A 20075-nucleotide genomic window follows, 5' to 3' on the forward strand; every position below is an offset into this window, starting at 1 on the left:
AGAAAAGAAAGATGGCTGGAGAAAAGTTGTCTTTCTTTTTTGCGTAAAATGTATTAGAATGGTCGTAAGCAATGAAAACGTAGTTTTTTCAAGCTGGTGTGCTGCGGAGTAATGCACCGCGGACTACAATAAGGAGAACGAACCATATGAACCATATCATACTATTTGACCTCGACGGAACCCTTACAGATCCGAAGGAAGGCATCACAAAGTCTGTCCAGCATGCGCTGCAGGCATACGGGATCGATGAGCCGGATCTGGATAAACTGTGTCCGTTCATCGGACCGCCGCTGTCGGACAGTTTTAAAGAATATTACGGATTCAGCGAAGCGCAGGCGCGCGAAGCGATTGACCATTTCCACGAATATTTTACGAAACAGGGAATGTTTGAAAACAAAGTCTATCCGGGAATCCGGGAGATGCTGGCACGTTTAAAGGATGCCGGTCTTACGCTGGCGGTGGCAACCTCGAAGCCGGAACCGTTTGCTATTCAGATTCTGGAGCATTTTGATCTGCTTTCCTACTTTACCCTGGTTGGCGGGGCGGATATGGAGGAGATCCGGGTCCGCAAAGGCGATGTGATTGCCTACACGATGGACCGTCTGGGAACAACACCGAAGGAATCGAAGGTTATCATGGTGGGCGACCGGAAACACGATATTATCGGGGCGCATGAAAATCAGCTCCCATGTGCGGCAGTGCTGTATGGATATGGTTCCCGGGAAGAGTTTACGGAAAATGGGGCAGACTACCAGATTGAGACGGTGGAAGAGCTGGGAGATTTCCTGATGAAGTGGGGAGAAGTATAAAAGAAAAAAAGGAGCTTCTTAAAAGAGATAGAGAGATGGATAACCTGAACAGTAACAACCTGACCGCATTATCAGAAAATGGAACTTGAAAAAACATCCGACTTGCGGTATAATAGCCGTATCAAAAGAGAATATTTGTAATTCCTGGGATGCTCGACAACTCTTGCTTTTTTTGAACCTACATTTTGACTAACGGGATTCCGATATTTTTAGATGGATGTCAGGCCTCCTCTCGAGTGGAAGACAGAAATCTAAGTGAGGTTGCCCACCTAGCAGCGCTAGGCGTCAATATGGTAAGAGCCGGCATTTTGGGGTTACAAAGGATAAAAGCAGCGAGCAATCGCTGCTTTCTCTGTAAAAGAAAGTGTGTAAAGAAAATGTAACATTTTCCAGAAGCACATTGTAAAATCAGAAAAGAGGAACGGATAAGAACATAAGTATGGAAAAAAGAGATTTCAAAGAATACATTTATATGGGTATGACGGCAGTTTCGGTGATTGCGGTCTGCATACTGCTCTGGTTCAGCATCCAACACTGGGATGTGGTGTCGGCGGGCACCCGCAAGGTTGTGAAAATCCTTGCGCCGATTCTCTGCGGTGCGGTGCTGACGTATCTGACCGCCCCGGCATATAACTGGGTAGCAGGGATCGTGGAAAAGACCCTTGGCTCTGTCACTAAGAATTCCAAATACGTCCGTGGCGCAGCCCGGATGCTTGCGACGACAGCATGTCTGGGGCTGGTTATTGTGCTTGTGGTAGGGATGTTCCAGCTTATGATCCCGCAGCTGATCGAGAGTTTGATCGGCATTCAGGATTCATTTCCGCTGTATGTGCAGAATGTGTATGAATGGATTCAGCGTATTTTGAAAAATAATCCGGAGATCGAAAATATGGTTCTGAGCAGTTTTGAAAATAACCTGGCAGTTTTTCAGAACTGGGCGGAGAAATCGTTTACCAACATTGATATGCACCGGATTGGACAGATCGTGACAGGCCTTTCCAGCAGCGTGCTGGGTGTCCTGGAATTTATCAAAAACTGGCTGATCGGTCTGATCGTCATGGTGTATCTGCTAAATATCAAAGATACACTGGCAGCACAGGGAAAGAAGATTGTCTATGGCTGCCTGAATCTAAGACAGGCGAATCTGGTAATCGAGGAGCTCCGGTTTATTAATCAGATGTTCGGCGGCTTCATCATCGGCAAGCTGGTGGATTCCCTCATTATCGGTATTATCTGTTTCATCGGTGTGACGATCTTAAATATGCCGTTCCCGATGCTTTTGAGCGTCATTATCGGTGTGACGAATGTGATACCTTTTTTTGGACCGTTCATCGGTGCGATACCGGCAGCGTTCCTGGTATTCTTGGTCAGTCCGCTCCAGTGTGTGTATTTCCTCATCTGGATTCTGCTTCTGCAGCAGTTTGACGGCAATATTCTGGGACCGAAGATCCTGGGCAATTCGACAGGACTTTCGAGTTTCTGGGTACTGTTTTCGATTCTCTTCTTTGGCGGACTCTTTGGTTTCGTCGGCATGATTATCGCTGTACCGGCATTTGCGGTTATCTATGACTTGATCTCCCGCGCGGTGCACCGGTCACTGCGGCTTCGAAAATTGCCGATGGAGACAGACGAATACCGGAAGTTAGACCACATTGATGAGAAAACAGGAACGTTTATGGAGTTAAATAAAAAGTGACTGTGAATGAGAAAGGACAGTTAAAAAATAAAGGCGGCTGGAGAAATATGGAAAAGAAAACAGGCAGATCGCGAAAGGCAGTACAGCCTCTGAAACCTAAAAAGCTGGTTTACTGGGCAGTGGCGATTCCGGCTTTTCTGGCACTCCTGCTCTTTGCAATTGTATTTTTGGATCACTCGGATAATGATATTTCACGCGCCATGGCATCGAAAGCTATGGCGTTATCATTTGCAGACCGGGACGACATCGTTGCGTCGCAGGGAGAACACGGAAGCCATTTTGGAACGCCGGATCAGGATGAATGGTATGCCAAATATATTGACTATATGATTGAGGAAGGCTATCTGGAGCCGGGAGACGAGAAGATAAGTAAAAGCTACGCGATGGGCGCACTGACCTATGGCGAAGCGGCATATGCGGCGGATTGTGTTTCCAAAGGGCTTTCGAGCGCCCTGAATGTATCTAAAAATAAATATAAAAAGGCAATGCCGAAGGAAGAATGGTGGCTGTTTTATGAGTCATTCTTAAAAAAGGCAGATTCGGAAAACGCGGTCAAAAAACAGAAGCTGGTGCTTTATGGAACACCGAAAAATGTGAAGGAAGCAGCGGCATGGACGGCATATACGGATCAGGGAACGATGAATTTTGAGGGCGTGTCGCTGGATGCCTGCATCGATCGGAAGATCGAGGTCTATGAGCGTGATGGTTCGATCATCAAGCTGTGCGGCGTACAGTCTGAAAAAGTTACATATAAGAATGTCTGGATCGTTCCGGGAGAATCGGGTGGGATGAATGTGTATATTGGCACGATCGTCCGGACATTTCCAGAGGAAGAAAAGCTCAAGGATCGTACCGATGGCGTGCTGGCGGATGTCGAGCTGGATAAGGGCAAGATCCGCAAGCTGTCGCTCAAGGAAGACATGATCGAAGGAAAGGTGCTCTCGGTCAAGGATGATACGATCGAGATTGACGGGTACGGAACGCTGAAACTGGACGATGATTTTAAAGTGTATAAAACATATGGAGTCGTCAAGGAGCAGAAAAAGCGGGATGTGCTGGTCGGCTATGATCTGGGAAAATTTGTCGTGGCTGGCAAAAAGGTTTGCGCAGCACTCTTAAATCATGATTTTTCAGCGACGAACATCCGCGTGCTGATCATGAATGATGATTATTCCTCCTTGTTTCACACGAAAGTGGTACTCCAGTCGGACAGCACGATGCATGTGACCTGGGGCGAATCAGAGGAGACTTTGAGCCCGGGAACGAAATTGTCCGTGAGTCCTGGCGATGACCGTCTGAAAGAAGGGCGCATGACGATCACGCTGGAAGATCCGCAGAAGGAGATCCGCATCCTGAGCACCAAGCGGGCGCAGGGAACGCCGTCGTATTTCGGCAGCTTCGAGTTGAGCGAGGAGTCGGATGGGCTGCTTCTGATCAATGAGCTGGACGTCGAAGATTACCTGACACGCGTAGTGCCGAGCGAGATGCCATCCAATTATGAGCTGGAGGCGCTCAAGGCGCAGGCAGTTTGCGCACGGACGTATGCCTACCGGCAGATCAAGGCGAATGCCTACAGCCGTTACGGCGCACACGTTGATGACAGCACGAACTATCAGGTGTACAATAATACAGAGAGCAGTGAGCGGACGAATCTGGCAGTCAAGGAGACGGACGGGAAGATTGTATATTACAACGATACTCCGGCGGAGACGTATTATTTTTCAACTTCCTGCGGATATTCGACCGATGGAACGATCTGGGGCGCCAGCAAAGACGAGGTTCCGTATCTGAAAGGGATCGGTTTGACGGAAAAGAAGAAGATTCCGGATTTGACGGACAACGACACATTTCTCAAGTTTATCCAGGGACAGGGTGAGCAGAATTATGATTCCTCGTTCCCGATGTACCGCTGGAAAACAACGATCACGAATAAGAAGCTGCAGCAGAAGGTAGATACCATCGGCGAGATTCAGGGTATTTTTGTGACTTCCCGCGGTACGGGTGGCATCGCCCAGACGGTGCAGATCGTCGGAAGCGAGGGAACCAAGACACTGAAAGGTCAGAGTCAGATCCGGAGTGTCCTCGGCTCGGAATCACTCGTTTATAAGAAAAATGACGGAACCGAACTGACAGGATGGAGTACGCTACCGAGTGCCTTTTTCTCGGTGGATGAAACTGCCAGGGATGAGGAAAAAGACATCCGCACATTTACCATCTGGGGCGGCGGCTACGGTCACGGAGTCGGCATGAGCCAGAACGGCGCACAGGAGATGGCGCGCGAAGGCAAGAATTATGAAGAGATTCTGATGTTCTTTTATGATGGGGTTGAAATTCGGGATTGTGAGGAAGATTAGATTTAGAAGATGGCTGCGCTGAAAGGGCACGGTCAGGATTCCTCCCCAAATGATAAGAGTGTGTGATTGGGGTAAATTAGAAAAAATTCAGGTATTATGTATAATTAAGTAGAAAAGAGACGCATCCGTAAAATGAAAGAAGCGTCTCTTTTTCTGCTACTTGTATGGATTCAAGGATGAAGCAGTTATACTGCGTGACGGACTATTTGCGGTACAAATATTTTGGAAGTCCGTTTTCCATAATATGGGAAACGTCCCCTTGGATCAGCGGCTGCGAGTAAGCCAGGAAATCATCGCTGACATCGGTACCGTTTTTCGTGATCCACTCAGCAGGTACTTTCTTTTCCTGATTGCAGATCAGATTGACATCCTTGAGAACTGGATGAATTTTATATACAGTGTTACGATGTTTTACGCATGAAGCGGATGCTGCGCCTAAGTCTGCAGCGTTTGAAACGGCAGCAGCTGCATGAACAGGTTCAGAAGCAGCTGTATCAGTCTCACGCTCAAATGCCACCATCTGCCCAGTGTGACCGTCCAGGGCTGCCTGGACGCCGAAACGACCTGCCATCTCGGCCTCATTCAGATCAGTAGCGGAAACGGTGAGACCGGAGCAGCGCTGGTTGACGTTGAGCTCGACCGAGCGCACCTTGACGCCGAACTGGTTGCGGACATAATTTTCCAGAATTTTTCCGCATCCGGCTAACATTTTGTGACCGAAGGTGTCGACCTGGGCTTCGGTTGAATATTCGCAGATAAAACGACCGCCGTGGTCGCGGATGCCCTCGGAGACGCAGACGATGACATTCGCTGTCTTTTCAAACGCTTTCTTTAAGTCGTCATTAAATTGTGCCAGCTCAAATGGAGCTTCCGGCAGATAGATTAAGAGCGGATTGTCACCGGCTTCCTTGCGTGCTAAGGCAGAGGCAGCCGTCAGCCATCCGGCATGGCGTCCCATGATCTCAACGATGGTGACCGATTTCTGCTGATAGACAGAGGCGTCCAGCGCAATTTCACGGACGGATGCAGCGACATAGCGGGCAGCGCTGCCGTATCCCGGCGTGTGATCGGTCAGGACGAGATCGTTGTCGATCGTCTTGGGAATGCCGATAAAGCGGATCGGGCTTTTGATCTGCGCCGCATAGCGGGAAAGCTTGCTGACGGTGTCCATCGAGTCGTTGCCGCCGATGTAAAAGAAATAGCCGATGTCCAGCCGCTCCAGTTTTTCAAAGAGGACGCGGTAGAAGCTGTCGGAGAGGTTCTCAGGGAGTTTAAAACGGCAGGAACCCAGATACGCCGCCGGAGTCAGGCGAAGAAGTTCCAGATCGTCATCGGAGAGTGTTTCTGAAAGGTTCATATAAGAATCCGCGAGAAAGCCCTCGATTCCATTGATCATACCGTAGACGCAGCCAACCGCATCGCTGTGGCGCGCACCTTCGCAGATAACGCCGTAAAGGCTCCCATTGATAACCGCGGTCGGTCCGCCGGACTGTCCGACTAAGATGTTTTTCTTGTTCATAAGGTAAATCTCCTTTTTGTGAGGTAAGTACAAGGTTTATGATATAAAAAGTTTCAAATCAATATAAAAATGTACATAAAATGATTTGCTGGAGTTGTATTTTTCATAGAGGTAAAAATAAATTAAAAAGTACAACTCAAAACGTATCTATTGTAACGGAAAGAGAGGAAGAAAGCAAGGGAAAAAGGTATGTATGATAAATAATATGAAAACCGGATACTCGGAAGCAGATAAAAGGCGTATAAAAATTTGGAGATTGATGTATAGAATAACAGAAACGGGTCATACTGTTAGTATCACAAAAGAGAAATTTTTGAATACTTATCCTCCCCTTTTTAATACCCTGTTCGTTGGCTTTGTGCAGCGGACGGGGTGTTTTTTTGTTTCATAGGAAATTACCGAAAAGCCTTTTTTAACAGGAAAACCGCGAATTTTAACCCAGATTAGCTTGCAGAGAAATGGAAGCTGCCGCTCAATCATCTATTTTTGATAATGATTTTGCAACAGCCTCTTTGTTCTTGTGATTAAAAGTATTTCCGATTCCCCCACAAATTTGCCTTTTTCAGATCCAGATACTCATTGTAGGCTTTTTCCAGGATCTGTTTTTCGTTGGAAAATTTCAGAAGGTGGTAGGCTTCGTAAAATTTGTAGTAGCCGGAATCGACGAAGTATTCTTCGCGCTGCGGCTTGCTGTAGTAGCTGTCCGCCATCATCAGATACCAGTGCACGGTCTTTTCGATGGTATCCTGAGGGGTGTTGAAGGTGTACTGGCTTTTGCCAATGTACTTGATGATGGAGGCGGCGACGCCAGTCTCCTCATGAACCTCCCGGAGGGCGGTCTGCTTGAAGTCTTCGCCCGGTTCTACGGTTCCTTTGGGAAGAACCCAGCCTTCGTATTTGTTCCGGTAGTTTTTGTAAAGAACGAGTAATTTTCCCCGAAATATAACCACACCGCCGCAGCTCGTTGCTTCGATCATCTGCAATCCCTCCTGTCCTGGTGTGTGCATGGAAGTTGATTCGTGGCGTATATCCGTGTGCCGGGAACCAGCTTTATGCATATGATTTATACTGGTTTTAGTATACCGCGTTTTGCATGATTATGCAAGATTGGAAAGTCACATAAGGCATCATGAGAAAATCCTGTTACAGTTTGCACAATGTGTGGACTGTAAAAAATCATAAGAAAGATATAAGAAACAGAAGAAAGAAAATCTGGTATGATGAAGATGGAAATGGCTCATATTACAAAAGAATGCAGGCATATGTGCAGCGGAACCTAAAAAATACACAGAATTTGGATGATAGAATTACGAAAAAAAGACAGGAGGCAGGAAAATGGCACAGACAGAACAGAAGAATCAGAATGTAAAAAAACAGTTTGAGGAGCTGCAGTCTCTTTTGGAGCGGGCGATGGCGCTTCAGACGTCGATGGTTTTGTTTGAGTGGGATGATGAGACGCTGGCGCCGAAGGGTGCAGCGGAGCATACCGCGCGGGTGATAGGTTCACTTTCGGAGCAGTATCAGGAGATTCTGGCGTCAATGCGTTTTAAGGAGCTGCTGGATGTCTGCCAGAAGGCAGAAAAAGAGAATGCGGGCGTATTTGATGAGGTGCAGTCGGCAATTCTCCGGGAAGCAGCCGAGGAGCAGGAGCGGCTTTCCTGCATTCCGCCGGAGGAATACCGTGCGTATGCAGAACTTACGGCGCGTGCGACGGGAATCTGGACGCGTGCGCGAGAGAAAAATGATTTTGCTTCATTTGCCCCTGTTTTGAAGGAGATTATTTCCTATCAGAAGAAATTTGCGGCGTACCGGGCAAAGCCGGGACAGAAGCTTTACGATGTGATGCTGGATACCTACGAAAAAGGTTTTAATATGGAGATGTTAGATCCATTTTTTGAGCTGATGAAAGGGAAAATCGTGCCGCTTTTGAAAGAATCGGCAGAGCGCTCGAAGATGGTTCCGGACGCCTTTTTATCCGCAGATTATCCGGAGGCGGCGCAGGCAGAGGCGGCGCGTTTCCTAGCAGAATATGAGGGCTTTGATTTTGACCGGGGAGTACTGGCACTCAGCGCCCATCCGTTTACGACGAATCTGCACAATCATGATGTACGGATCACGACGCATTATCAGAAACGAATTGATTCTTCGATTTTTTCCGTGCTGCATGAGACGGGACATGCTATCTATGAATTTGGCATCCGGGATGACCTGACACAGACGCTGGTGGGGCAGGGAACTTCGATGGGAATGCATGAATGCCAGTCCCGTTTCTTTGAAAATATCGTGGGGCGCAGCCATGCATTCTGGAAACCGATTTATGGAAAAGTGGCGCAGATGTTTGGAAGCCCGCTGACGGAGACGAGTCTGGAGGATTTTCTGGCGGCGGTTAATAGAACCGTTCCGGGGCTGATCCGGACGGAAGCGGATGAGCTTTCTTATCCGCTGCATGTGCTGGTGCGCTATGAAATTGAGAAAATGCTGATTGAGGAGGATCTGGAGGTCGAGAAACTGCCGCAGATCTGGAATGATAAGTATGAAGAATACCTGGGAGTACGCCCATCCACGGATCGGGAGGGCGTACTGCAGGATATTCACTGGTCACAGGGATCGATCGGCTATTTTCCGTCCTATGCATTAGGAAATGCCTTTGGCGCGCAGATTTATCACCAGATGAAGAAGGAATTGCCGGTAGAAAAACTACTGGAGGCTGGAAACCTGGGAGAAATCCGCGAATATCTGCGGAAAAATATTCACCAGTATGGCAAATTGAAGGACAGCCGTCAGATCCTGCGCGATATGACGGGGGAAGATTTTAATCCGTCATATTATGTGGCATATCTGGAAGAGAAGTATGGACGGCCGGAGAAAGAGCAGTAAGGCGGTCGATCTGTTCTTTCTTGAATTCCAGAGAGGAATGAAAATAGTATTCAAGCGTGACTTTCAAATCGGAGTGTCCCAGAATTTCGCTGAGCGTTTTGGGATCCATGCCATTTGTGATACAGCGGGTGGCAAACGTGTGCCGGATTGCATGAAAATTCAGATAGCGCAGTCCGGCTTGTGATAGAATGCGCTGGTAGTGATTCTGGAAGGTTCGCGGATCCATCGGGGAGCTGGCAGATTGTGACAGCAGAAAATAATCCGGGTGTTCCGGATGAGAATAGGGCTGTAGGATCGACAGAAGGAAAGCGGGCAGGGGAACCAAACGGTTGGAGGAGATGCTTTTGGGACCGGATAAAATGAGTTCTGATTTATGGGTTGTGTCAAGGCGCGTCAGGCGCTGCACCGTGTGTCGGACATGGAGATAGCGATCGGAAAAATGAATATTTTCCCAACGCAGGGCGCAGAGTTCTCCAACCCGCAGCCCTGTATAGAGTCCCAGATAGATGACGGCTTCGGAGATTCCTGTATGGGCAGTTAGATAGTGTTCGAGCTGTTCCTGTTCCTGAAGGGTAAAAACAGGTACTTCCGGGCGCTTTTTTGGAAGACGGGGCGGGAGATAGAGAATGCCGTTTGTCTGCCCGGTTTCATAGGAAAGACGCAGAATGGAGTTGACGAGCAGAAGAATACAGCGGATAGTTCCGTTCCCAAGCGGATGCAGGGAATCCGGGGATAAAAGGGAATTGCGGAATGTCTGAAGCATAGGCAGATCGATCTTTGAAAGCTGGATGGATCTAAAATAAGGGGAGATATAACGGTCTGCCAGATGCCGGTATTTCACATAGGTAGACAGGGCTCGCGCCTGTTTCTGCTTTTCCAGCCAGATGGAAAGAAGATCGTTAAAGTACATTGTTTCGTTTTTCATGATGAAACCTCCTGTATAAAAAATAGTTGTCGTGGACAATCGTTATTTTACAGGCAGATATGCAGAAGAAATATGTGACTGCTTATGGCGGAGGGTTTTAAAATGAGATGTGTCTATATGATGACTGACGAAAATATTACAGCAAATGCTGACAAGAAGATTCTTTTTTGGTATAATGAGACAGAATATGTACATGACTGAGAAGAAGGTCTATATCGAAGGTGCCGGTCAGGCGCTATTTAGGGATAAACGACATATTTTATAGAAGATTCTATTTTGAAGAATCAATAGATTTATCATATTCTTGAGATAGAGATACGAAGGCGGGAGTGTCTGAGGCGATATGATGGCAGCGGCTCGCTTGGTTGAAAAAAGGAGGAATAATTATATGTGTGGTATCGTAGGATATACAGGAGACCAGCAGGCGGCTCCGATCTTATTAGCGGGTCTGGAGAAGCTTGAATATCGTGGATACGATTCAGCAGGTCTGGCAGTCAGAGACGGAGAAGGTGTACCAGAGGTTGTAAAGGCGAAGGGACGTCTGCGCGCGCTGGCAGAGAAGACAGACAATGGACGCGCAATGCGGGGCAACTGCGGTATCGGTCATACCCGCTGGGCGACACACGGGGAGCCGTCTGAGAACAATGCACATCCGCACTGCACGGATGACCGCAGCGTGGTAGCAGTTCACAATGGTATTATCGAAAACTATCAGGAAATTCGCGAAAAACTGATTAAAAATGGATATACGTTTTATTCAGATACTGATACAGAGGTGGCTGTAAAGCTGATCGATCATTATTATAAGAAATACAACGAGGGACCGCTCGATGCGATGGCGCGTGCGATGATGCGTATCCGTGGCACGTATGCATTGGCGGTTATGTTTAAGGATTATCCGGAGGAGATCTTTGTAGCCCGTCAGGATAACCCGATGATCATCGGAGTAGGCGAGGGTGAATCCTTTATCGCGTCGGATGTTCCGCCCCTGCTTCCATATACCCGCAAGGTATACTATATCGGCAACCAGGAATTGGGACGCTTACATAAGGGAGAGGTTACTTTCTATAATATTGATCAGGAAGAGATTCAGAAGGAGCTTGTGACGATTGAGTGGGATGCAGAAGCTGCTGAAAAGGGAGGTTATGAGCATTTCATGATTAAGGAGATCCATGAACAGCCGCGTGCGGTTCGGGATACATTAAATTCAGTCATCCGCGATGGTCATATTGACCTGACCGAGGCGGGACTTTCCGATGACGTCATTCGTTCGTTAAAGCGTATTTATATCGTAGCGTGTGGTTCTGCTTACCATGCAGGCGTGGCAGCGCAGTATGTGATCGAAGATCTGGCGCGTATTCCGGTCCGCGTCGAGCTGGCTTCCGAGTTCCGTTATCGGAACCCGATTCTGGAAGAGAACAGTCTGGTTATCATCATCAGCCAGTCGGGCGAGACAGCCGACAGCCTGGCAGCCCTGCGTCTGGCAAAGAGCCAGGGCGTTCCTACGATGGCGATTGTCAATGTGGTAGGTTCCACGATTGCACGTGAGGCAGATCATATTTTCTACACACTGGCAGGACCGGAGATCGCGGTGGCGACCACCAAGGCATATAGCACACAGCTGGTTGCCGGATATCTTCTGGGCGTACAGTTCGCCCATGTGCGCGGTACGATCACAGAAGAAAAATATGAAGAACTCCTTGCAGCCCTGCAGGAACTGCCGGATCAGATCGCGAAGCTGCTCGAAGATGACAAAGAACGCATCCAGTGGTTCGCAGCGAAATATGCCAATGCAAAAGACGTGTTCTTCATCGGCCGCGGCATCGACTACGCAGTCAGCATGGAAGGCAGCCTGAAATTAAAAGAGATCAGCTACATCCATTCCGAAGCATATGCAGCTGGAGAATTAAAACACGGAACCATCAGCCTGATTGAGGATGGTATCCTCGTAGTCAGCATCCTGACCCAGGAAGCCCTGTATGAGAAGATGATCAGCAACATGGTAGAAGTAAAATGCCGCGGCGCTTACCTCATGGGACTCACAACTGCAGGCAACTACAATATTGAAGACACCGTCGATTTCGCAGTCTATGTACCGAAGACTGACGAGCACTTCACACCGAGCTTAGCGGTTGTGCCGCTGCAGCTGCTGGGATATTATGTAAGTGTTTCGAAGGGACTGGATGTAGATAAGCCTAGAAACCTGGCGAAGAGTGTTACGGTAGAGTAATAGAGCTTTTTATGGTGTTGTTATAGATCTAGAAAAGTAATATAAATGGAAAGAAAAGACAAGGTTTGCAAAAGGCATAAAATGTCAGACGCAGACCTTGTTTTTTGCTTGAAACTAAACAGAAAAAGAGAGTCCTCCGTGTGATTTTGCAATCACGCGGAGGACTCTCTTTTTCGTCTCGTATGCGATTTTTTATCGTCCTTTTTTTCTCTCCACTCCATGCTCACTCATCAAAGATTTCATCACATAAGCATAAATCTCTTGGCTTCGATCCTTCCAGTGATTGCACATGATTTCCGCCTGCTCCTTATCCGGAACGGAGATATCGAGATTGACAAGAACGGCTTTTCCTTCCCGCACCTCGCAGTGAACGATGTAGTCCTGATTGGTCGATTTATAGAAATCGGAGATCAGTCCTACCTCGTTTCGCATGCGGAAGCGGTTCTGTTTCAGGTATTCATCCATGTCGCTGACGATGGCAGGAGAGATGTTTTTGCCGAAAAATTCCAGCGTTTCCTCGCCCTCCTTAGTGATCTCATAGCGGGAGCTGTTCCGCATCGTCTCCTTTTTTACCAGACCTGCATCCAGAAGCTCGTTCAAAGCCTGCTGGAGTGTGAAATACGTGGTGTACTCACGATCCAGGAAAAAATTGGAGAGCTGCGCGTTGGTCAGCGGAAAATTGACCTGGTGCAGCATATAGAGATTCATCAGTTTGTAAAGTGTCATCGGTTCAGCCAGCATGGAAAAACTCCTTTATTATTATTTCGTAACTGTGCAAATTTTGTGCGGTTCTTACGGTAAATGCGAGAATCGCTTGAATTGTTACGTTTATTTCTTAATGTGTTCCTTCACAGCCTTGGAAACAGCGTCAGCTACACGCGGATCAAATGCTGCCGGAAGAATGTTCTCGTCGCTCAATTCGCTGTCATCAACCAGAGCAGCAATTGCGTTGGCAGCAGCCAGTTTCATTTCTTCGGTGATAGCGGTTGCGCGTCCTTCCAGAGCGCCGCGGAAGATGCCTGGGAAGATGAGAACGTTGTTGACCTGGTTCGGGAAATCGGAACGTCCGGTTCCTACGACTCTTGCACCAGCAGCTTTTGCCAGATCCGGCATGATCTCCGGTACCGGGTTTGCCATTGCGAAGAGAATGGAATCCTTATTCATGGAAGCAACCATCTCCTGGGAAACGATGCCCGGAGCAGACACGCCTACGAAGATGTCAGCGCCTTTTAATGCATCGGCAAGTGTGCCCGTCTTGTGCTCTAAGTTGGTAACTTCGACCATCTTTTCCTGCATCCAGTTAAGCCCTTCCATGCCCTTGCAGAGCATACCGGTCTTATCACACATGGTGATATGCGGGAATCCGTAGTTTAAGAGCAGTTTGGTGATGGCAACGCCTGCGCTTCCGGCGCCGTTGACAACGACGCGGCAGTCTTCCTTCTTCTTGCCGGTTACTTTCAGGGCGTTGATGATGCCTGCCAGTACGACGATGGCGGTTCCGTGCTGATCATCGTGGAAAACCGGAATGTTTAACAGTTTCTTTAAACGTTCCTCGATCTCAAAGCAGCGCGGTGCGGAGATGTCCTCCAGGTTGATACCGCCGAATGCCGGGGCAATGCGGACAACTGTCTCGATGATCTCCTCGGTGTCCTGTGTGTCGAGGCAGATCGGGAATGCATTGATGCCGCCGAACTCTTTAAACAGAACGGCTTTTCCTTCCATAACCGGCATAGCTGCTAACGGTCCGATATTGCCAAGTCCCAGAACGGCGCTTCCGTCGGAGACAACGGCTACAGTGTTGGACTTGATGGTGTAGCGGTATGCAGCTTCCGGATCTTTTGCAATTACCTTACATGGTTCTGCAACGCCCGGTGTGTATGCCAGAGCCAGATCCTCTCTGGTTTTTACCTGTACTTTGGAGACGGTATCGAGCTTGCCGTTCCATTTTTCATGAAGTTCGAGTGCTTTTTCATTGATCGTCATGGTTTTTATCCTTTCGAATGCTTTCATTTTATTCTTACATTATAATAGCAATTTTGACATTTTAAATCAAGATGCATATTTTAGAATGCAGGAAGGGCAGTACCATGTTACTGTACACACACAGTACCACTTATTTATAATACTTATACCTATCATGTAGCATAGCATATAAATGAAGTCCGTAAATGTTATTTTTATGCATAAAACACATGAAAAATGCATAAAACACGTTTTTATACAAAAATTATTCATAAAAATGCAAAAAAAGTATTGCATAATTAGGATCAAGGAGGTATAATCTGGGTAATTTCATGTGAGGCATATAAATCTGCCGGTCTTAGTTGACTGGATGGACAAAGAAAAAAGCATCACGCAGGCAAATGATTGGAGGAAATGAAAAATGGCTAAGAAATATAATAAAATTGTTCTTGCATATTCAGGCGGTCTGGACACATCGGTTTTAATCCCGTGGCTGAAAGAAAACTATGGCTGTGAGGTTATCGCAGTTTCCGCTGACGTAGGTCAGGGTGCGGAGCTGGATGGTCTGGAAGAGAAGGCATTAAAGACAGGTGCTTCCAAGCTGTACATCGAGGATCTGAAGAAAGAGTTCGTAGATGAGTACATCATCCCGACTATGAAGGCTGGCGCTACTTATGAGCATTACCTGTTAGGTACTTCTTTCGCTCGTCCGATTATCGCTAAGAGAATCGTTGAAATTGCGAAGAAAGAGGGCGCAGACGCTATCTGCCACGGCTGTACCGGTAAAGGAAACGATCAGGTTCGTTTCGAACTGGCTATCAAGGCATTTGCTCCGCAGATGGATGTTATCGCTCCGTGGCGTTTCTGGGAACTGAATTCCCGTGAAAAAGAGATCGAGTACGCAGAGGCTCACAACATTCCGTTAAAGATTACGAAAGAGACCAACTACTCCAAGGATAAGAACCTGTGGCATCTGTCCCATGAGGGTCTGGATCTGGAGGATCCGGCAAACGAGGCTCCGATCAACAAACCTGGATTCCTTGAGTTAGGCGTATCTCCGGAGAATGCACCGGATAAAGCTACTTATGTAACCATCCACTTCGAGAAAGGTGTTCCGACCAGTGTAAACGGCGAGGAGATGGATGCAGAGAAGGTAATCGAGGTTCTGAACAAGGTAGGCGGTGAGAACGGCTGCGGACTTCTGGATATTGTAGAGAACCGTCTGGTTGGCATGAAGAGCCGTGGTGTATATGAGACTCCTGGTGGAGCTATCCTTTACAAGGCTCATGAGAAACTGGAAGAAATCACTCTGGACAAAGAGACACAGCACTACAAACAGCAGCTGGCTCTCAAGTTCGCTGAGTTAGTATACAATGGTCAGTGGTACACACCGCTGCGCAAAGCAATGAGCGCGTTTGTTGATTCCACACAGGAGACCGTAACCGGTGATGTAAAACTGAAACTTTACAAGGGCAACATCATTCCGGCATCTGTTACATCTCCATACACCCTGTATTCCGCAGGCATGGCTACATTTGATGAGGATGACTGCTACAACCAGGCAGATTCCGCTGGATTCATCAACCTGTTCGGACTTCCGATCAAGGTTCGCGCCCTGAACGACGAAGTTCTGGCAGCAAAGACCGGCGAGCATTTTCCGAGCGTAGAATAATTTAGGAAAATAATAAATAATCTGCAGGCGACAAGCCCGCAGCCGATGGTGACCATTGGTTTTCCGGTATCTGCCGGTTCCAATGGTCGCATTGGTTCTAAATCAGAGAATAAAAAGGAGTTTACACTTATGGCAAAGTTATGGGCAGGACGATTCGGAAAAGAGACAGATCTGGAGGTAAATGATTTTAACTCATCGATTTCCTTTGACTGTCGTCTTTATAAGGAAGATATCACAGGCTCCATGGCCCATGCGGCTATGCTGGGCAAGCAGGGCATCATTGCGAAGGAAGAATCAGACAAGATTATCGAAGGACTGAAAGGTATCTTAGCGGATATTGAGGCAGGTAAGATTCATTTCTCACAGGATTATGAGGATATTCATATGAATGTAGAGCAGATTCTGACCGAGCGCATCGGCGATGCCGGAAAACGTCTTCACACGGCGAGATCCAGAAATGATCAGGTTGCACTGGATATGCGTCTTTACGTGAAGAAAGAGATCGTGGCGATCAAAAAGGAAATTCTCGATTTCATGGAAGCACTCTGCGAGAGCGCAAAGAACAATCTGGAAACTGTTATGCCGGGTTATACACATCTGCAGCGTGCACAGCCGGTTACATTTGGACATTATATGATGGCATATGCCAATATGATGCGCCGTGATGTAATCCGTCTGGAAAACTGCTTAGAGGGCATGGATGATATGCCGCTCGGCTCAGGCGCACTGGCTTCCACCACATATCCGATTGACCGTGATTTTGTACGCCAGCAGCTTGGTTTTGCCAGAGTGACCAATAACTCCCTGGATGGTGTTTCTGACCGCGATTACTGCGTGGAGCTGACAGCCGCTTTATCCATCCTGATGATGCATCTGTCCCGTTTTTCTGAGGAAATTATTTCCTGGTGTTCCTGGGAGTTCAAGTTTGTAGAGCTGGATGACGCATTTTCAACCGGTTCCTCCATCATGCCGCAGAAGAAGAATCCGGATGTCTGCGAGCTGGTCCGCGGCAAGACCGGTCGCGTGTACGGCGATCTGTTTACCCTTCTTACCATGTTAAAGGGTATTCCGCTGGCATACAACAAGGATATGCAGGAAGACAAAGAGGCAGTCTTTGATGCGATTGACACCGTAAAACAGTGCCTGCGCGTGCTGACTCCAATGTTCTCCACGATGCAGATCCTGAAAGACAATATGAAGAAAGCGGCTCTGAAAGGCTTCATCAACGCAACGGACTGTGCAGATTACCTGACCAAGAAGGGAATGCCGTTCCGTGACGCATACAAGACCGTCGGACAGCTGGTAGCCCAGTGTGTACGTGAGGACAAGTCCTTAGCCGATCTGACACTGGAAGAGTACAAGACACATTCCGATGTCTTTGAAAATGACGTATATGAAGCGATTGATTTGAAGACCTGTGTACGTGGACGTAAGGTAATCGGCGGACCGGCTCCGGAAGAAGTAACCCGCCAGATTTCGGTGATTGAGAAGTTTGTGAGCGAGCACGAAACGGTTTAGTGCATTCTGGTCAGCGCCGGATGCGGATGGTGATGGCTGCGTAAGCAATGACGGGCGTTGGAAATGTGACATAAGAAAGACGGATAGGAAACGGGGGACGAACAATGGCGAAACCGAAGATTTATATAGACGGAAAAGAAGGAACAACCGGACTGCAGATTTATGATCGTCTGGCCGGGAGAGAGGATATCGAACTGCTTCTGATTGATGAAGAAAAGCGGAAAGACAGTGAAGAACGGCGGAAACTGATTCACGCAGCAGATATTGTATTCTTGTGTCTGCCGGATATGGCGGCGATCGATGCGGTTGCGCTGGCAGAAGGTTCCAAGGCACGTATCATCGATGCCTCTACCGCACACCGGACGGCAGCCGGATGGACGTATGGTATGGCAGAGCTTTCGAATGCACATCGCGAGGCAATTCAGAAATCGAACCGCGTAGCGAATCCAGGCTGTCATGCGACCGGATTTATCACTTCAACGTATCCGCTGGTTGCACAGGGCGTGATTCCGAAGAATTATCCGATGACGGTATTTTCGCTGACTGGCTATTCGGGCGGCGGCAAAAAGATGATTGCCGAGTATGAATCCCCAGAGAAGCCGCAGAGTTATTTTGCACCCCGTATCTATGGCCTGACTCTGAAACATAAACATCTGCCGGAAATGCAGAAAATCTGCGGACTGGACTTCCCGCCGGTATTCAGTCCGATCGTGGATGACTACTATAAAGGAATGGCAGTCACGATTCAGCTTCAGAACCGCCTGCTTCCGGGGAAGCCGACCGCGGAAGATATCTACGAGAAGCTGGCTGGCTGGTATGACGGACAGAAGCTCATTAAGGTACATCCGTTTGGATATGACGGTATGATCGCGGCGGCAGATATGGCAGGCCGAGACAGTCTGGAGCTGATTGTCAATGGTCACGGGGAACAGACCATGGTGACGGCGCTCTTTGATAATCTTGGAAAGGGTGCTTCAGGCGCAGCCGTTCAGAACATGAACCTGATGCTCGGATTTGAGGAGACAACTGGACTGGCACTATAGAGGGGTTGAGAGATAAAATCATAAAATAGCTGCGGGGGACTATAGACACGAAGTTATATAAAAATGTACTCTCGGAGTCTTTCTGCACTTGCTTTTGTGGCTGATTTTCCGCCAGCCGCACCCGAATTTCATCAACGTACGCGCCGCGTACGCCTCAGAAATTTGGGCACAACTGACAAAAAAACATCTCACAAAATCAAGCACAGAAAGATTCCGAGAGTACATTAAAAATGACAGGAGGAATGTCATATGAAGATAATCGAAGGCGGTGTTTGTGCTGCAAAAGGATTTAAAGCGGGCGCGATGCGCTGTGGAATCCGCAAATCTCATACAAAAAAGGATCTGGCGATGATCCTTTCGGACTGTGTCTGCAACGCATCGGCGGTTTATACGACCAACCGCGTCAAGGCATCGCCGATTTTACTGACAAAGGAACATCTGGCTGACGGAAAGGCACAGGCGGTTATTGTCAATTCCGGTAATGCGAATGCGTGCGCTCCGTTTGGCATGGAGAATGCAAGAAGACAGGCAAAGGCAGGCGCGCGAGCGCTGGGCGTTTCGGAGGAAAATGTAATCGTAGCATCGACCGGCGTCATCGGTCAGACGCTTCCGGTTGAGGCGATCGAGGCTCATGCAGGCGAGATGGAGATGAAATATGACAACTCCCTGGTAGCTGCAGAAGCGATCATGACGACCGATACAAAAGTGAAGACGATCGCTGTTGAATTTGATGTAGATGGAACAACCTGCCACATCGGCGGTATCTGCAAAGGTTCCGGCATGATTCACCCGAATATGGGAACGATGCTGTGCTTCATCACAACCGATTGTGCAGTCAGCAGCGAGATGATCCGCAAGGCGCTGTTATTCAATGTAAAACGTACCTTCAACCGTGTGACTGTTGACGGCGATACTTCCACCAACGATATGTGTACCGTTCTGGCAAATGGTATGGCTGGCAATGCGGAGATTACTGCAGAAGATCCGGCATACGAGGCATTCCGCGAGGCATTGCAGACGGTTATGCAGGATCTGGCTCGTAAGATTGCGGCAGACGGCGAGGGCGCAAGCAAGCTGATGACCTGTACCGTGAAGGGAGCGAAGGACGAGGAGACAGCCGAGGTACTGGCAAAATCCATCGCCGGTTCTTCCCTGACCAAAGCAGCAATGTTCGGTTCCGATGCGAACTGGGGACGCGTTCTCTGCGCGATGGGCTATTCCGGAGCTGAGTTTAACACGGAGAAAGTGTTAGTCGAGTTTGCTTCCAAAGAGGGCAGCATTGCGGTCTGTGAGGACGGCAGAGGACTTGATTTTGATGAAGATCTGGCAAAGAAAATCTTAAGCCAGGATGAAGTGGAGATCAATGTAACACTTCAGGAAGGCAGCGGAAGAGCTACCTGCTGGGGATGCGATTTGACCTATGATTATGTGAAGATTAATGGAGATTATCGGACGTGATGAAAACAGGAT

General features: G+C 48.2%; 14 protein-coding genes and 1 other RNA gene. 10 read left to right on the forward strand and 5 right to left on the reverse strand.

Going from position 1 to position 20075, the window contains the following annotated elements; all coding sequences use genetic code 11:
* Positions 1-146: 146 nt before the first annotated feature.
* The 4 genes from DWX68_RS04385 (at position 147) to DWX68_RS04400 (ending at position 4859) form a co-directional block, all read left to right on the forward strand.
* Positions 147-809 carry an HAD family hydrolase gene (locus DWX68_RS04385; protein ID WP_118628694.1) on the forward strand — a complete coding sequence of 221 codons (663 nt, stop codon included), beginning with the start codon at positions 147-149 and terminating at the stop codon, positions 807-809.
* Positions 810-947: 138 nt separating this feature from the next.
* Positions 948-1128, forward strand: a non-coding RNA gene (gene ssrS / locus DWX68_RS04390) — 6S RNA.
* A gap of 120 nt (positions 1129-1248) precedes the next feature.
* A complete protein-coding gene (locus tag DWX68_RS04395) occupies positions 1249-2505 on the forward strand; it encodes an AI-2E family transporter (protein WP_118628695.1) in 1257 nt (418 codons plus the stop codon).
* Positions 2506-2552: 47 nt separating this feature from the next.
* Entirely contained in the window at positions 2553-4859 is a 2307-nt protein-coding gene (locus DWX68_RS04400; RefSeq protein ID WP_243027528.1) for a SpoIID/LytB domain-containing protein, read from the forward strand.
* A gap of 202 nt (positions 4860-5061) precedes the next feature.
* Here DWX68_RS04400 and DWX68_RS04405 read toward each other — a convergent pair whose 3' ends face one another.
* Both DWX68_RS04405 and DWX68_RS04410 read right to left on the reverse strand, forming a co-directional pair.
* On the reverse strand, positions 5062-6378 hold the full coding sequence (locus tag DWX68_RS04405; RefSeq protein WP_117796454.1) for a 6-phosphofructokinase: 1317 nt from the start codon (positions 6376-6378) through the stop codon (positions 5062-5064).
* A gap of 524 nt (positions 6379-6902) precedes the next feature.
* Positions 6903-7355, reverse strand: a complete 453-nt coding sequence (locus DWX68_RS04410) for an NUDIX hydrolase (protein ID WP_022358438.1) — start codon at positions 7353-7355, stop codon at positions 6903-6905.
* A 358-nt stretch (positions 7356-7713) separates the two neighbouring features.
* Here DWX68_RS04410 and DWX68_RS04420 point away from each other — a divergent pair, with 358 nt between their 5' ends.
* The gene (locus DWX68_RS04420; RefSeq protein ID WP_118628697.1) at positions 7714-9255 is read left to right on the forward strand and encodes a carboxypeptidase M32; all 1542 of its coding nucleotides are present in this window, start codon (positions 7714-7716) and stop codon (positions 9253-9255) included.
* Here DWX68_RS04420 and DWX68_RS04425 read toward each other — a convergent pair.
* On the reverse strand, positions 9191-10180 hold the full coding sequence (locus DWX68_RS04425; RefSeq protein WP_118628698.1) for a site-specific integrase: 990 nt from the start codon (positions 10178-10180) through the stop codon (positions 9191-9193). The two genes, DWX68_RS04420 and DWX68_RS04425, sit on opposite strands and share 65 nt — an antisense overlap.
* Before the next feature lie 388 nt (positions 10181-10568).
* On the opposite strand from DWX68_RS04425, the gene glmS reads away from it, so the two are divergent.
* Positions 10569-12410: a glutamine--fructose-6-phosphate transaminase (isomerizing) gene (glmS, locus tag DWX68_RS04430; protein WP_118628699.1), complete on the forward strand. Its 1842-nt coding sequence runs from the start codon at positions 10569-10571 to the stop codon at positions 12408-12410.
* Between the two features lie 192 nt (positions 12411-12602).
* Here glmS and DWX68_RS04435 read toward each other — a convergent pair whose 3' ends face one another.
* The gene (locus tag DWX68_RS04435) at positions 12603-13151 is read right to left on the reverse strand and encodes a DUF4364 family protein (RefSeq protein WP_118628700.1); all 549 of its coding nucleotides are present in this window, start codon (positions 13149-13151) and stop codon (positions 12603-12605) included.
* An 87-nt stretch (positions 13152-13238) separates the two neighbouring features.
* A complete protein-coding gene (locus tag DWX68_RS04440) occupies positions 13239-14393 on the reverse strand; it encodes an NADP-dependent malic enzyme (protein WP_118490588.1) in 1155 nt (384 codons plus the stop codon).
* Between the two features lie 400 nt (positions 14394-14793).
* Here DWX68_RS04440 and DWX68_RS04445 point away from each other — a divergent pair, with 400 nt between their 5' ends.
* From DWX68_RS04445 to argJ, 4 genes are all read left to right on the forward strand, one after another.
* Complete coding sequence (locus tag DWX68_RS04445; RefSeq protein WP_022358444.1) at positions 14794-16044, forward strand: argininosuccinate synthase; 1251 nt, start codon at positions 14794-14796, stop codon at positions 16042-16044.
* Positions 16045-16173: 129 nt separating this feature from the next.
* A complete protein-coding gene (argH, locus tag DWX68_RS04450; protein ID WP_118628721.1) occupies positions 16174-17562 on the forward strand; it encodes an argininosuccinate lyase in 1389 nt (462 codons plus the stop codon).
* 104 nt (positions 17563-17666) lie between these two features.
* The gene (gene argC / locus DWX68_RS04455) at positions 17667-18605 is read left to right on the forward strand and encodes an N-acetyl-gamma-glutamyl-phosphate reductase (RefSeq protein ID WP_118628701.1); all 939 of its coding nucleotides are present in this window, start codon (positions 17667-17669) and stop codon (positions 18603-18605) included.
* 249 nt (positions 18606-18854) lie between these two features.
* A complete protein-coding gene (argJ, locus tag DWX68_RS04460; protein WP_118482043.1) occupies positions 18855-20063 on the forward strand; it encodes a bifunctional ornithine acetyltransferase/N-acetylglutamate synthase in 1209 nt (402 codons plus the stop codon).
* Positions 20064-20075: the final 12 nt, after the last annotated feature.

This window comes from Clostridium sp. AF20-7 (assembly GCF_003479275.1).
In the GTDB taxonomy this organism is placed as follows: domain Bacteria; phylum Bacillota; class Clostridia; order Lachnospirales; family Lachnospiraceae; genus Otoolea; species Otoolea fessa.